The 13945-nt window shown below is 60.9% G+C and carries 12 protein-coding genes and 3 pseudogenes; 7 read left to right on the top strand and 8 right to left on the bottom strand.

Translation table 11 applies throughout. The features are described 5' to 3' along the window. The first annotated feature begins 35 nt into the window (after positions 1-35). Positions 36-971, top strand: a complete 936-nt coding sequence (locus HDG37_RS35505) for a LysR family transcriptional regulator (RefSeq protein WP_184055824.1) — start codon at positions 36-38, stop codon at positions 969-971. On the opposite strand, the gene HDG37_RS35500 is transcribed toward HDG37_RS35505, so the two are convergent. Beyond that, positions 946-2283: an MFS transporter gene (locus HDG37_RS35500; RefSeq protein WP_184055822.1), complete on the bottom strand. Its 1338-nt coding sequence runs from the start codon at positions 2281-2283 to the stop codon at positions 946-948. The genes HDG37_RS35505 and HDG37_RS35500 overlap by 26 nt on opposite strands. Positions 2284-2505: 222 nt before the next feature. Here HDG37_RS35500 and HDG37_RS35495 point away from each other — a divergent pair, with 222 nt between their 5' ends. The 3 genes and pseudogenes from HDG37_RS35495 to HDG37_RS38910 all read left to right on the top strand — a co-directional run. Beyond that, entirely contained in the window at positions 2506-2991 is a 486-nt protein-coding gene (locus HDG37_RS35495) for a glycoside hydrolase family 73 protein (protein ID WP_184055820.1), read from the top strand. Between the two features lie 28 nt (positions 2992-3019). Next, on the top strand, positions 3020-3346 hold the full coding sequence (locus HDG37_RS35490; RefSeq protein ID WP_184055818.1) for a hypothetical protein: 327 nt from the start codon (positions 3020-3022) through the stop codon (positions 3344-3346). A gap of 94 nt (positions 3347-3440) precedes the next feature. Continuing rightward, positions 3441-3605 (top strand): annotated as a pseudogene (locus HDG37_RS38910) (LysR family transcriptional regulator); the annotation flags it as partial. A 206-nt stretch (positions 3606-3811) separates the two neighbouring features. Here HDG37_RS38910 and HDG37_RS35480 read toward each other — a convergent pair. Then, on the bottom strand, positions 3812-4342 hold the full coding sequence (locus HDG37_RS35480) for a hypothetical protein (protein ID WP_184055816.1): 531 nt from the start codon (positions 4340-4342) through the stop codon (positions 3812-3814). A 209-nt stretch (positions 4343-4551) separates the two neighbouring features. Here HDG37_RS35480 and HDG37_RS35475 point away from each other — a divergent pair. Together HDG37_RS35475 and HDG37_RS35470 are read left to right on the top strand one after the other, a co-directional pair. Next, positions 4552-4702, top strand: a pseudogene (locus tag HDG37_RS35475) (RraA family protein); the annotation flags it as partial. A 19-nt stretch (positions 4703-4721) separates the two neighbouring features. Further along, positions 4722-5039: pseudogene (locus HDG37_RS35470) on the top strand (hypothetical protein). Between the two features lie 22 nt (positions 5040-5061). Here the strand turns inward: HDG37_RS35470 and HDG37_RS35465 are convergent. Genes HDG37_RS35465 through HDG37_RS35450 form a run of 4 tightly spaced genes read right to left on the bottom strand, consistent with a single transcriptional unit; the run spans position 5062 to position 9467 of the window. Further along, entirely contained in the window at positions 5062-5397 is a 336-nt protein-coding gene (locus HDG37_RS35465) for a hypothetical protein (RefSeq protein ID WP_184055812.1), read from the bottom strand. A 36-nt stretch (positions 5398-5433) separates the two neighbouring features. After that, the gene (locus HDG37_RS35460) at positions 5434-6519 is read right to left on the bottom strand and encodes a sugar-transfer associated ATP-grasp domain-containing protein (protein WP_184055810.1); all 1086 of its coding nucleotides are present in this window, start codon (positions 6517-6519) and stop codon (positions 5434-5436) included. Positions 6520-6521: 2 nt separating this feature from the next. Continuing rightward, the gene (locus HDG37_RS35455; RefSeq protein WP_184055808.1) at positions 6522-7904 is read right to left on the bottom strand and encodes an undecaprenyl-phosphate glucose phosphotransferase; all 1383 of its coding nucleotides are present in this window, start codon (positions 7902-7904) and stop codon (positions 6522-6524) included. A 42-nt stretch (positions 7905-7946) separates the two neighbouring features. Further along, positions 7947-9467 (bottom strand): mannose-1-phosphate guanylyltransferase/mannose-6-phosphate isomerase, encoded by a 1521-nt coding sequence (locus HDG37_RS35450; protein ID WP_184055805.1) that lies wholly within the window; start codon positions 9465-9467, stop codon positions 7947-7949. A 634-nt stretch (positions 9468-10101) separates the two neighbouring features. Here HDG37_RS35450 and HDG37_RS35445 point away from each other — a divergent pair. After that, positions 10102-11409 (top strand): O-antigen ligase, encoded by a 1308-nt coding sequence (locus HDG37_RS35445; protein WP_184055803.1) that lies wholly within the window; start codon positions 10102-10104, stop codon positions 11407-11409. Here the strand turns inward: HDG37_RS35445 and HDG37_RS35440 are convergent. Together HDG37_RS35440 and HDG37_RS35435 are read right to left on the bottom strand one after the other, a co-directional pair. Further along, on the bottom strand, positions 11385-12575 hold the full coding sequence (locus tag HDG37_RS35440) for a glycosyltransferase family 4 protein (RefSeq protein ID WP_184055801.1): 1191 nt from the start codon (positions 12573-12575) through the stop codon (positions 11385-11387). The genes HDG37_RS35445 and HDG37_RS35440 overlap by 25 nt on opposite strands. Positions 12576-12626: 51 nt before the next feature. Then, the gene (locus tag HDG37_RS35435; RefSeq protein ID WP_184055799.1) at positions 12627-13943 is read right to left on the bottom strand and encodes a lipopolysaccharide biosynthesis protein; all 1317 of its coding nucleotides are present in this window, start codon (positions 13941-13943) and stop codon (positions 12627-12629) included. Positions 13944-13945: the final 2 nt, after the last annotated feature.

Here is a 13945-nt window from a genome sequence, read left to right as displayed (position 1 = left end):
AATTCGAATCGGCCGATTCGCTAAAGTTATCGCTCATGATCCAGCCCGCCTCCACCATTCGCAAACGCTTGCGCCTGCGTCATCTGCAACTGATGGTCGCGCTGTCGGAAACGGAGTCGCTGCGGCGTGCCGCCGACGATCTCGCGATGACCCAGCCCGCCGCGACCAAGGCCTTGCAGGAACTGGAGGACACGCTCGGCGTATCGCTGTTCGTACGCCATGCGCGCGGCATGGAGCCGACGATCTTCGGCGAGGCCGTGATGCGCTATGCGCGCGTCGTGTTCCAGGATCTCGACGAGCTGCGCGAGGAGTTGGCCGGCATCGAGGCCGGCGACATCGGCAAGGTGCGCATCGGCGCGGTGATGGCGCCGTCGCCCGAATTGCTGACGCACACGATCGTCAAGCTGAAGGAAGCGCACCCGCGCCTGCAGATGGCGGTCACGATCGACACCAGCGACGTGCTCGTGCAGTCGCTGCAACAGGATCAGCTCGATATCGTGATTGGCCGGATTCCCGATGGTTTTCCGGCGCTCGATCTGAGCTTCGAGACGTTGGCGGAAGAGGCGCTGTCGATCGTCGTGCGGCCCGATCATCCGGCCGTGAAAACAGGCAAACAAACGGGCACGCGGCCGAAGCTCGCGGACCTCGCGCGTTATCCGTGGATCATCCAGCCGCATCCGAGCCCGATGCGCCAGGTCATCGATCAAACGTTTCGCGAGTCGCGCGTTGCGCCGCCGGTCAGCACGGTCGAGACGTCGTCGATTCTGACCACGCTGTCGTTGCTGCGCGACTCGGACATGCTCGCCGTGCTGCCGAGTTCGGTCGCGCAGTACTACGTCGCGCTCGATGCGATCGCCGCGATCGCGACGCCGCTACGCGGCCGGCTCGCACCGTATGGGCTGATTCTGCGCAGAAACCGGCGCATCACGCCAGCGATGCAACTGGTCATCGATTCGATTCGCGCGGCGTGAGGTTTTCTGCGAAGCGCAATTCGCCGCCCGCATTGATGTCCGCGAGATCCGGGTGAGCGCGAGCCGCGTCGAGCGGAATATCCGGCCGCATGAAGAAGGTCGCGACAATGCCGAGCGCGAGCAGTCCGAGCGAGCCCGCGAACGGCAGCGTCCAGCTACCCGTGCGGTCCACGATCAGGCCGAACACGATCGGCGTGAAAATCCCCGCAACCGCCGAGCCCGCATTCACGAGCCCGCTCGCGACACCGACGTGCCGCGGGCAGATGTCCATCGGCACGGCCCAGATCGGCCCGATCGTCATTTCGAGGAAGAAGAACGACAGGCTCATGCACGCTGCCATGACCGGCAGCGACTTCACGACCATCACCGGCGCGAGGAACACCAAAGCGCCGAGAAACGCGCAGATGATCACGTTGCGGCGCGCCGCGACGACGTTGCGCGTACGCTTCAACACGCGGTCGCTGAGCACGCCGCCCGCGGTATTGCCGACCACGCCGGACAGAAACACGCCCGCGGAGAACATCGCCGAGCTTTTCAGATCGAGGCCGCGACCGTGCATGAAGAACGTGGGCAGCCAGGTGAAGAACAGCCAGCCGGTCCAGCCGTAGCAGAAGTAGACGAGCATCGTTGGTGCGATGCGTTTGAGCAGACGCCGCCACGGCGTGGGCTCGCGCGTCGCTTCGACCGCGGATTGACGGACCGGCGGCAATTGCGTTTCCTGCTCCGCGGTCATATGGCGATGCTTGCGCGGATCGTCCGTGAAATACCATGCGTAGACCACGACCCACACGAACGTCAGCGCGCCGACCGCGAGAAACGACACACGCCACGACGAATACGCGACCAGCAGCGCGATCAGCGGCGGCGTGATCGCATTGCCGAGCCGCGAGAACGAATGCGTGAGGCCTTGCACGAAGCCGCGCCGGTTCGACGGGAACCAGTTGGTCAGCGCCCGCGCCTGCGCGGGCAGCGCCGCGCCTTCGCCGATGCCGAGCAAAAGCCGCGCGCCGAACAGCGACGCGAGCCCGCCCGCGAGACCGGTCGCGACCGTCGCGACGATCCAGATGCTTGCGCAGGTCACGAGCGTGAGCTTCGCGCCGAAGCGGTCGCTGACCCAGCCGCCGATCACCTGGCACAGCGCGTACGTGTATGCGAACGCGGCGAACACGAGGCCGACGTTGGTATTGCTCAGATGCAGATCGTCGCGGATCAGCCCGGCCGCCGCCGACAGGTTGACGCGATCGAGATACAAGATGAACGACATCGCGCACATGAGCGCGAGAACCGCCCGGCTGACCTTGGGTCGCAGCATCGTCTCCTCCGGATTGTCGCGTGAGGCCGCGCCGATGCTTCGACGGTGGCGTCCGCTATGGCCTGTTTTGTGCGCACATTATCAGAAGCCGGGTGATAGTTGACCAATGAATTGTTTGGATACAGCGATCACTGGGGGTTATCGCTTTCATCCTTCGCCCATAGCCGAGCGTTGACTGTCAGGTATAGATTTGGGGCTCCTTTGTGGCTTCCGGAGCAATTCATGCCAAAACGCCATCAGCACCACGTGAATGTAGACGCTGCCTATGTTCCTCACTTTATTCACAACCATCTCGCCACTGCGCAGGCCATCCAGCGCAAATACGGAGTGCCAGCCGGTGTAGTCTTGGCACAATCCGCGCTGGAAAGTAACTGGGGAAGGACGGTGAAAGGCAACGCATACTTCGGTATCAAAGGCCGATCCCCGAGTGGACAAAGTACAACATTTGATACGCACGAAACCGTACAAGGCGTATCTGTCGCGACTAAAGGCACCTTCAGGGCCTATAGCAGTTATGACGATGCCGCGGACGACTACGCCCATATGCTCAAGCATAGCGCGCGTTACCGCTCCGCTTTCCTGCACATTGACAGCGTCGGATTCGCGACGGAAATAGCCCGCAACCAATATGCGACCGACCCGCAGTACGGCGCAAAACTGATCAGCATCATTCGCTCACGCCATCTCGATCAATATGATGTTCGGTAAAACAGACAAAACCTTGAGGACACGATTGGTGACCTTCGCTCTGCTCCTCGTCAGCGCGCACGCAATGGCATCGGGGCAGACGATCGCCACAGCGGATCAGGCAGCGGACCGGGCAGCGGAAGTTACCCAGAGCCACCATCTATCCTCCAACCGCACCCAATGCCTTATGTTCGACGTATCCGATGAGAAGCGCTATTTCGTGGTCGGGGTTCACGAGAAACATACGCCCGAATGCGGTGGCGATCCGGCTACCGCCCCGGTACTCTTCTTCCTGAAGATACGCAAGCGAGATGGCTACGTCGTCACCAATCAACGTGACGGGGAACATTTCGCGCCGCTCGCACCGAAACCATGATCTCCGCACCCGCCACTACCACGGCGGGTTCGTCCTGTGCTGCCGCCCTCCCCGCACAGGTTATGCTCGATCTTCCCCAGCCAGGACCACCGACATAAACCTCAGGGCTCCACAGCGCTTCGTCGTTCTCGCGGAGGAACTGAACTTCTGCCGCGCCGCGGAGCGCCTGCATATCGCGCAACCCGCGCTGATCCAGCAAATCTGCTCGCTGGAAGAACGACGCGGCACGCTACTGGTCGATCGTGCGCGGCGTTCGATGGCGTCATTGAATTCATCTTCGTGAAGGCGCAGCGGACAGGCGGAGGCGGTCACGGCGGCGCACAGCCAGTCGGAACCGTACGGACGAGTGACGAAGATTACGGCTTTTCACCAGTCGGGTGCGACGGACATGCCACCACTGCCCCCGCTGCACGATGTTGAAACTAGCTGGACAGGGCCAAATGGCTTTTTGCTCACGGCATCGAGTTAATCGACGATGTCGCCTATGCTCAGTCGGGGTGGTGCCGGTTTGCGTGCCCTGGTCTTGCGGAGCCCAGCCGAACTGGGTCGTTCAACCCTTTTTAGATCGCGCAGGAATTCGTTTTGTTGTTTTCGGATCGAATAATGACAGCGCGCCTCCATGACGTCGTACATATCCACATGTGTTTTCGGCGGCTCTTCAATATTCCAATCATAGGCAAGTTTAGGGGCTAGACCGCGAGCCTTTGCCGATTCATCTTGTGCGCGCATGCACCGGTCAAGTTCAGCCTTGCTCGCCCTTTTGATGCCGCGTGCCGATTTAATTGAATTTGCCAGTTTCTTGTTGTCGATTTCAAGGAATTTTGCATGATGTTCATAGCAATCAAAATCTCCAAATCCGCCACCGCCCAGGTACCGCATGCAATTTGAATCGTTGATCACCTCATCGGCAAATATCGACCATTTGACCTCTGCTGGTTTTCCAGAACACACCCGACGAATTAACCATCCAAAACAAATCACAGTCAACGACTTCAATCTGAGATAAAACCGTTTTTACAGATATTCACAACCGTTGCGGGTATCTGATTTTCGGGTCCATCTTTCCGGTATCGCCGCTCAACAAGATAAGACGGCATTGAGCCGCCTTCTCCGTCAGTGATCTACGCCGGTCAGTGCCAGCGAGAACCGCTGCCGCGCCCGCCGGTGTCAGTCGTCGGTTGGGAAGCCACTCGGCCGCTCTGCCCGCCATTGCGCCGGCCGATGTCGACGCGGTCATCGAAGGCGCGCGGCGTCAGCGGGTCAAGAAAGCGGCGGTGCTCGCGTCGATTGCCAGCAGCACGTTCGAGCGCGGCTGGGTCAACGTGCAGCGCGACCCGGATGCTGAACAGCTTATGAGCGCCTTGCCACCAGCCACATGGCGCACTACCTGAACGCTGCAAGCCTTCTCGATCTCGCGCGCGCGGCGCAGCGGCGCCCGGTGCAACAACGCGCCGCCGCGCCTTGCGAATGCACGGGCACTCCCCTCGACGGCTGGCAATCGCAACCGCTACTGATCGGCCGATGCGCCGGTCGCGCCGCGCTATTTTCCCGTACAACCGCTGCGGCGTATGGCAGTGCTCGACCTGCGGGCGACTTGTACATGCGCTATGTCGAAGGCGGCGGTTATTTTGTCGATCGCAGGATTCGCGCGGTAAATGCTGATCTGATCGAGGACGTGCCACTGCCCGCATAACGCGGGTTGCCATAGCCGCGCTTCACGCATCGTCCTTCCCCGTGCGCGCGACGCTCAGCAGTTCTCTAACGCGTCGCGCGAGATTCGACAACGCGCCGCCGGACCGCGCGACGGCCTGCTGTCTGTGTGGCATACGTTGCAGATCGTGCCAGTCGTCATCGAGCGCTCTTGCGTGAGCGTCGGCGCCATACGGCCATTCGACCACCACCGCGCGCAAGCGGGCGGCGCGCGAGCTTCTGTCGGCGCGATCGATATACGCATTGATCTGCGACGCCTCGTCCCGCGCCGATTCCTCCGAATCCACGGCAATGAAGTCGTTCAGTCCTTCGATATGGACGCACCATAACTGTTCGCTCACGTCGCGTCTCCTACTACGTTTTTTTGGCCTGCCCGATCAGCCCAGTGACAGCCGTGCAAACTCAGGTTCGGCCCTCAGCCGTTCCCAGTTCAGATCAGCGAAGCACGGGCCTTGCGTCGCCTCGCTGAATTTGACGTCATTGTGCTTGCCGTTCCACTCCATCACCTTGACCTGGCCGTTCGCGTCGACCGTGAGATCCCAGCCGATGCAGCGCGCAAACGGAATCTTCCTGTGCAGGCGTAGCACGGTGGCCATGCATTTCTCGAAACATGGGATCTTCAGGCCCGCAAAGCGCGCGCCCGAGTCTGGATGCGCATCCACCGCGGCCCAGTCGCTCATATACCCCTCGTCGCACAGTTCACCCGTTTCGAGTTCGACCGGCACGCATATCTCGCGATCGCTCAGCACATGCGTATCGTCCGCTCTGCCGAGCCGCAAGTAGCAGGCCCGAATGGAAATGCGACCGGCCTCGTCCACCACGGTCGTGAAGCGCAATGTCGCCACCGGCTTCGCAGCAAACGTAGCGAACAGACTGTGCTGGTTGATGAACGTCTGAATCACGCCATTGCCGAGCGACCTAATGACCGCGGGGTCGAAGTTGGCACGGTCGAAGAAGTAGACACCGTTGCCCTGTCCGGAACCGTCGAGCTTGAATACGACGCGTTCGGTATGCTCGAACACGACGTCTGTCAGATCGCGCTCGGGCACCACGACGCCCTTGTCGGTAAAGAACAGCCCATTGGCAAAGTACGCGACGTCCGGCAATTCGTCGCCGTCGAAGATCAGCCGTGAAATCGGCTTGAGGCTCGAAATCTTGCCGTACCAGCCTTGCATATGCGGCACGACGACGATGCCGTAGTAGTTGTCCGGAATCCAGCCTTCCTTGAAGGTGCCGCAAAACGCGGTATAAACGCGCAGCCAGGGTGCGTAGACCGAGTCGCCGAACACGTCTCGCGCATAGGTGTCCGCGAGCCGCAGCTTGTTCGGATCGGTCTTGCCATACCTGCTTTCGAGTCGCTCCAATATTTTTCTCGCCTGCAATTCGTGATCGTGGTGAAAGCGGTAAAGCGAGACCCGCTTCGCAGATCGTCTTACTATATTTTCAACTCCGGATAGCATCATGCTCAGTACGCGTTTGGATGATGAAGCCCCTTGAAAATCGTGGCCAGAATGATCTTCATGTCGAGCCAGAACGACCAGTTGCGCAGGTAGTACAGATCGTGTGCGACGCGCCCCTCCATCTTTTCCAGGCGATCGGTTTCGCCGCGATAGCCGTTGATCTGCGCCCAGCCGGTAATGCCGGGTTTGATCCGATAACGGTGGATATAGCCCGATACGATGTTCTGATAGAGATCGTCGTGTTCGAGCGCATGCGGGCGCGGCCCCACCACCGACATATCGCCGCGCAGCACGTTGAAGAACTGCGGTAGTTCGTCGAGACTCGTGCGGCGCAGGAACGCGCCGACGGTCGTGATGCGTGGATCGTCGCGCTTGGCCTGTTCGAGAATGCCCGGCTTCTGCTCGTGCAGGCGCATCGTGCGGAACTTGTAGATCGTAAATACGCGGCCGTCGGCGCCTTTGCGACGCTGCGTAAAGAACACCGGCCCGCGCGAACTCAGTTTGACGGCGATCGCGCAGCCCACCAGTATCGGCGAGATCGCGATCAACGCGACGAGCGCGAACAGACGATCGAACAGGTCTTTTTGCACCAACGCCTTCGGCGGCAGCGGCGACGCGGCAAGATTGATCGTCGGCAAGCCGAGCAACTCGGTCATGCTGCCTTCGAACAGCGCAAGCGTGCGCACGTCGGGCATGAAGCGCACGTTGATCAGGTCGTTGCGAAACTCCGCCACCAGCTTGAGAATCATGCGCTCCTCGGTGAGCGGCAGCGCCAGCCACACTTCGCCGATCTGCTGTTCGCGCACGTAGCGAGCGAACGCACCCTGTTCTTCGAAAACCTGCACCGACGAGCGCGGCGCAATGCAGCAGCCGGGGTGCAGGTTATACAGCGCATTCGCGCGAAAGCCGGCCGCGGGCGACGTCTCGATCTTATGGATGATCTCGTCGCAATGTTCGCCGCACGCCGCCACCGCGACCTGCTGCAAGTTCATCCCCGCATGACGCATGCGCCCAAGCAACGCATGCGTGACCAGCCGGCCGGCAATCATTGTCGCGCCCGAAATGCCGGTCCAGTACACGAACCAGAGTCGCGACACGAAATCGATCCGGTGCAGCGAGAACATCAGCACCATCGCGCAGGCCTGCACGACGAGCCAGCCGAGCGCCACCTGGCTCGCCAGCACTCTCTTCGAGCGGCCACGCCACGATTGGTAGACGCCGAGCGCCGGAAAGACCGCGAGAGCAAACGCCGCTGCAAAAGCGACGAAGGCGAAATAAAAGCTCCGTTGCGAGCCGCCGTCGAAGCGGATCTGGGAGGCCGCAAATGCCCCAGCCACGATCATCGCGACGTCGAACGCTCTCGCCAGTAGACCAGTCAGCAATCGCATCACAGCCCCCCTCATAGGACGTAGCAGGTCGACTCCGTCGCATCAGCCGCAACGCCCGTACTTGTCGTCGAAACGAACGATGTCGTCTTCGCCGAGATAAGTACCCGACTGCACCTCGATGATCTGCAGCGGCACGCGGCCCGGATTTTCGAGCCGATGGCGAACACCCAACGGGATATAGGTCGATTCGTTTTCGCCAAGAAGAAACTGCTCTTCCCCACGCGTGACGTGTGCGGTTCCACACACCACGACCCAATGCTCGGCGCGATGATGATGCATCTGCAACGACAGACGGCCGCCGGGCATCACGACGAGGCGCTTCACCTGAAAGCGCTCGCCATGATCGATCGAATCGTAAAAGCCCCAGGGGCGACGCACTTTTCTGTGCGCATCGGCCTCCGGCGACTTCTCGGCCCTGATCCGCGACACGAGTCCCTTGATGTCCTGCACATGCGAGCGATCCGCGACGAGCACCGCGTCGTCGGTTTCGATCACGATCATGTTGTCGGTGCCGACGCAGGCGAGAAGCCTGCCTCCTTGCGAGCGTGCGTAGGTCGCGGTGGCCCCTTCGAACAGCACGCGGCCGCTGGCCGCGTTACCGCAGTCGTCCTTCTCCATCGCTTGCCATACGGCATCCCACGAGCCGAGATCGGACCAGCCTGCTTCGAGCGGCACCACCACGCCGGAAAACGCCGACTCCGGTTTGCCAAGCTGTTCCATCACCGCATAGTCGATCGAGTCGGACGGCGAACCCAGGAACCCCTCGGCGTCCGGCATGATGCATTCTTCAGTCTTCTTCGCGTCGCGGTATGCCTGAACGCAGGCCGCGTGCATGTCCGGCTGAAACTGCTCGATGATGGAGAGCCAAACCGACGCTCGCACGACGAAGATGCCGCTGTTCCACCAGTAATTGCCCGACGCGACGTACTGGGCCGCGAGTTCCGTCGCGGGCTTCTCGACGAAGCGCTCGATGCGGCGCGCGCCGTCTGGCAACGCGTCGCCGAGCCGGATATAACCGAAGCCCGTGTCGGGCCGTTCGGGCGGTACGCCTAGCGTGACGATCGCGCCGTCGCGCGCCTGCCTCGCGGCGATGTCGAGCGCGTGGTGAAGCGCTTCGAGATTCGCGATCGCATGGTCGGCGGGCATTGCGACCAGAATGGCGTCTGCGTCTTCCGCGCATGCCGTCAACGCGGCAAGCGTCAATGCCGGCGCCGTATCGCGACGCGCGGGTTCGACCACGATCCGCGCGTTCACGCCAATCTCGCGCGCCTGTTCGTAAGTGGCGAAATAATGCTCGGTTCCGCAGACGATCACGGGATCGGCCGCGACGTTCCATGCGCCATCAAAACCCGCCATGCGCCCCATGGTTGCTTGCAGCAAAGTCTGATTGCCGATCACGTCGATCAGTTGCTTTGGAAACTGTTCGCGCGACACCGGCCACAACCGGGTGCCGGAGCCACCGGCGAGAATCACCTGCACCAGCGTCGGAAACTCCGCCTCGGCAGAATCCTGTCGTATCGTTTCGACATCCGCTGCGGCTGCTGCCGCGGTAACCTTGCCCATCGCTCACTCCTTCGCATTGAAACCGGCCGGGAACGCGTTTCCCTCGAGGACACCGCATAACGCGGTGTGCCGCGATCCACGCAAATACCGTCTGATGTGATTTATGACAGAGCGTGCGCGTCAAACGGACCAGACCAGTAGTTCAGTTCGCAGTGAAAGATGCATGCGCCTACGGCGAATCCGGCTCGATCGGGAAGTACGGAAACTGACTGGCCGAATCGCAATGGTCTGCTCGGCAACGACGACCGGAAAACGATTGAAACAAAAGATCGAATGCGGCAAACGACCTGCATCGGATCTAGTCGGCATCGTGCCCCGATGAATTCATCATAGTGAGACCGCATTGCGACGCAGCCCATCTGGCGCGAAGCGCGGAAGTTTTGGCGGTGCTCGCGGGCTGGATTTAACAAGCTTGCGAACGAGCTTGCACTTCTATTGCAGGGCGCGCGATTGGAAATAAGCAGCGACACGTGCTACCGTTCAATGAACGTCTCGTGGCATTCATGTCAGAGATAAACAGCGGTGTGCCCCCGCGCGGGCCACACTGTGAGTTTTCCGCTGTTCCCAATCTCGCCATCATCCAGCGCATGGGCACAACCCCAACCGGCGCGCCATTCGTTTTTCTGGAGTTGCAATGGCCTATATTTCGCTAGTCGCACTCTTCATGACGGTCACGAATTTCGTGCCGATCAGTGCGATCGGCTTTGTCCCGTTGCTATTGCTGGCATGGCGCTTTTACGGCCGCAGTTATCCCGCGTTCATCGCGCCACTTACCGCTTTCTCGGTGCTCGCGACGATCTCGACGCTGCTCTATGATCCGCAGTCGTTCCTCGACTTCGACTTTTATCGGCGCGACGGCAATTTTTTCATTTCCTATGCGCCCATTTTTGCCGGTTTCGTGTATGCGCACCGCTGGGATCTGCACAAGGTACTGCGTGCGCTGTTCATTTTCGCGGTCATCATCAATCTGCCGATGTACGTCTACTACATCGCCACGAACGGGCTGTTCAGCATCTTCGTTAATCCGGCCGACAGTTTCGGCAGCTACTTCATTGCGCGCAACGCAGCCGGCGGCTTCCTGGCGATGCTGTTCTGTCTCGGCATAGCGTGCTACCTGCAACAACGCAGCAAGCTGCTGATCGCGCTGCTCGCCTGCAATGTGCTGATGCTGTTTTCGACCTACAGCCGTGGCTCGCTGCTTGGCGCGGCGGCCGTTCTGCCCTATCTGTACTTTGGCCGCAAGCGCTGGATTCTCGGCACGCTGATAGCCGTGCTGCTGCTAGCCTCGGTCGCCGTCGCGATCTACCATACCCAGCCGAACGTCGACTACATGGGCTATACCTTCGCGATTCACGCCAATAACGCCAAGGTCAACAATCTCAACATTCGCTACGAGTGGTTGTGGCCGCGAGCGCTCGCGTATTTCGTGCAAAGCCCGCTCGTCGGTCTCGGCTTCGGCTCCTTCGACGACCACATCGGCAGCCTCACCTCGTACTTCCATCTGTTCGCGGTGCCGTCCGACATAGTGATCGAGCACAGCGACTCGCACGCTCACAACTCGTATCTGAATATCCTCGCCGAGCTCGGCGTGGTGGGCTTGACGCTGATCCTCGCGTTCTTCTGGAGACTGATCGAGTGGAGCAGGCAGGGGGCGGCGTATGCCGCGTTGGTCGAGGGCGGCCGCCAGTTCGCGGCGTTCCGCTTCGTGGAGATTTCGTCGGTTTGCCTGCTGGTGATGTCGGCAACCGAGCATCGGCTCGTTTCGCCGTCGAATGTATTGATTCTTTCTCTGGTGATCTCGTTGCTGCTAGCCGCGCGTCCGCTGGCGGCCACCGCATTCAGGCCCGGCCCGCGCGGAGCGCGCAAGGCGGGCAACGTGGGCACGCGAGCTGCACAGCCCGTGCCCCAGCGCCCGACTCAGGGCGTAACGTCGGCAAGATGACGTTCTTCGGCCGGCAGCGACTGACTCGGCGCGTAGGGAAGAAACTGTTCGACGCACGCATACGGGAGCCGCGCGTCGACGAAGCCCATCAGGGCCTTCTTGAAGTTCTCCGACGAAAACCGCTCGGCATTCTTTCGGCACACGCGTGCGTCGAATAGGGCTGCGTTGCTCTCGAACCGGGTAACGGCTTCGAGCAACGACGCGGTGCTTTGCTCACCGAAGAAAACCCCGGTGGGTCGCTCGAGCGGCAATCCCACCACCGATTCAAGCGCGCCACCGCGGCCGAAGGCGATCACCGGCGTGCCGCATGCCTGCGCTTCGACCACCGAAATGCCGAAGTCTTCTTCCGCCGCGAACACGAACGCGCGCGCGCGCCGCAAATGATCGACCAGCACATCGGACGGCTGATGCCCGAGAATCTGGACGTTGTCGCCGGCCACCGATTTGATCTTCTTCATCTCGGGACCGTCGCCGATCACGACCAGCTTGCGTTCAGGCGTTTGCGAAAAGGCCTGAACGATCAGATCGATACGCTTATAAGGCACCATCCGCGACGCCGTCACGTAGAAATCCTGTTTCTCCGTACCAATAGGCATGTTCACCAGATCGACCGGCGGATAGATCACGGTCGCTTCGCGCTGATAGGCCTTTCTGATACGCCGCGCAATGAACTGAGAATTCGCGACGAGATGATCGACGCCGTTCGCGGAGCGCGAATCCCAGCCTCGAATGTAATGAAGCAGCACGCGCGCCAACGCGGAGCGCAGCCCTGTGTCGAGATGGGATTCACGCAGGTACTGATGTTGCAGATCCCACGCATAGCGGATCGGCGAATGAATGTAGCTGATATGCACCTGGTTCGGCCCGGTCAACACGCCTTTCGCGACCGCGTGCGAGCTCGAAATGACGAGGTCGTAGCCTGACAGATCCACCTGCTCGATCGCAATCGGCATCAACGGTAGATAGGCGCGGTATCGTCTTCGCGCAAACGGCATCTTCTGGATGAATGACGTGTTGACGGACTTCCCCTTCACGCAATCGCGGTCTTCGAGAAAATCGACAATCGAAAAGACGTCCGCATCCGGGAAGCACTCGATGATGTTCTTCAATACTTTCTCGGCGCCGCCGGACACTACCAGCCAATCGTGAACAATAGCGACTTTCACTTCGACCTCCTGTGACAATCCACCCAAACTCCCACGCACCCACGCGCCACTTCAATCGTCCTTTGCGCCGCCCGCCTGCGTACGAAGCCCGCACACCACCCGCACCCGCTCGAGCGCCCGCTCGGCGCCGGGCAACAGCCCGACCAGTTCGAGGCGAATCAACACGCTGAGCAGCGTCACGGACAGCGCCGCTTCGCCGATCACCCGAGCAGAGGCCATGCCAATCGCGCCGAAACGCGGCGCGAGAACGAGCGCCGCTGCTAGATTCACCAGCGCCGAGGCGACGCCGGCAATCGCGAGCACCCGGTCTTTCCTGCGCGGCATGAATACATAGAACGCGACGAACTCATTGAAAGCCGCGAACGGGAACATCCATGCAAATACCTGCAACACGTGCACACTCGGCTCGAACGCAGCGCCGAGAATCAGCGGCAACACGAATGGCGACAGCGTCAACGCGCCGCACAGCACGAGCACGCCATAGCCGAGCAGCAAGATGGCGCCGCGCCGCGTCGTGACATGCGCGCCCGCCTTGTCGCCCTGCGCGAGTTGCCGGGTTATCGTCGGAATAAAGACTTGCGCCGCGGGGGCCATCAGGCTGAGTCCGATCGTCGCGAAACGCTCGGCCGCGCCGAAATAGCCGACCTCCGCAGGCGTCGAGAACAAGGTCAGCAAATACGTCGACGATGCCGTCAGCACGACGGAGCCGGACGAATAGCAGAACAGCATCGTCGACCTGCGCACGAGCGGCAGGACGCCGGCAAACGCCAGACGCGGCCAGCCGAGTTGCCACGTCGTCAAACCGTAGGCAATGATCAAGGACGCGATACCCGCAATCAGCAGACTCGCCAACACCCATACGGCATCGTTCGGTCCTTTGACGAGAGTGAGCACCAGCACGAGACTCAGCGCGAAACCGAACACTTCGATCATGATCGGCGTGCGAATCAGTTGCCGCCCCTGAAACAGCCAGCTGAGATTGCATGCCGACACGATACCTAGCAAGGTCGCGAGCAGGCCGATCAGCGGCCGCTCCGACAATAACGGTGAATAGAACGTCGCAATGATGCCGATGCCCGCGCCGATCACGGCGAGTGTCAGCCGCGCGCTGACATGCAGCGAATAGATCGCATTGCATTCCCGGGTCGACTGCGCTTTCGCCACCTCGCGCATGCCGACGAAGTTAAAGCCGAAGCCGACGAGCATCCATATCACGTTCATCAGCGACATCGACGCGAGTACCCGGCCGTATTCGGCCACGCCGAGCACTCGGCCATAGAACGGCACGACGATCAGGAGGTACACGTACCTCATGAAATAGCCGGCGTAAACAAATACGATCAGGTTGGCGCTCGTTCGTCTATCCATGC

Origin of the sequence: Paraburkholderia sp. MM5384-R2 (assembly GCF_014201025.1) — a bacterium.
Lineage (GTDB): Bacteria > Pseudomonadota > Gammaproteobacteria > Burkholderiales > Burkholderiaceae > Paraburkholderia > Paraburkholderia tuberum.
This window is presented reverse-complemented; position numbering and strand designations above follow the sequence as displayed.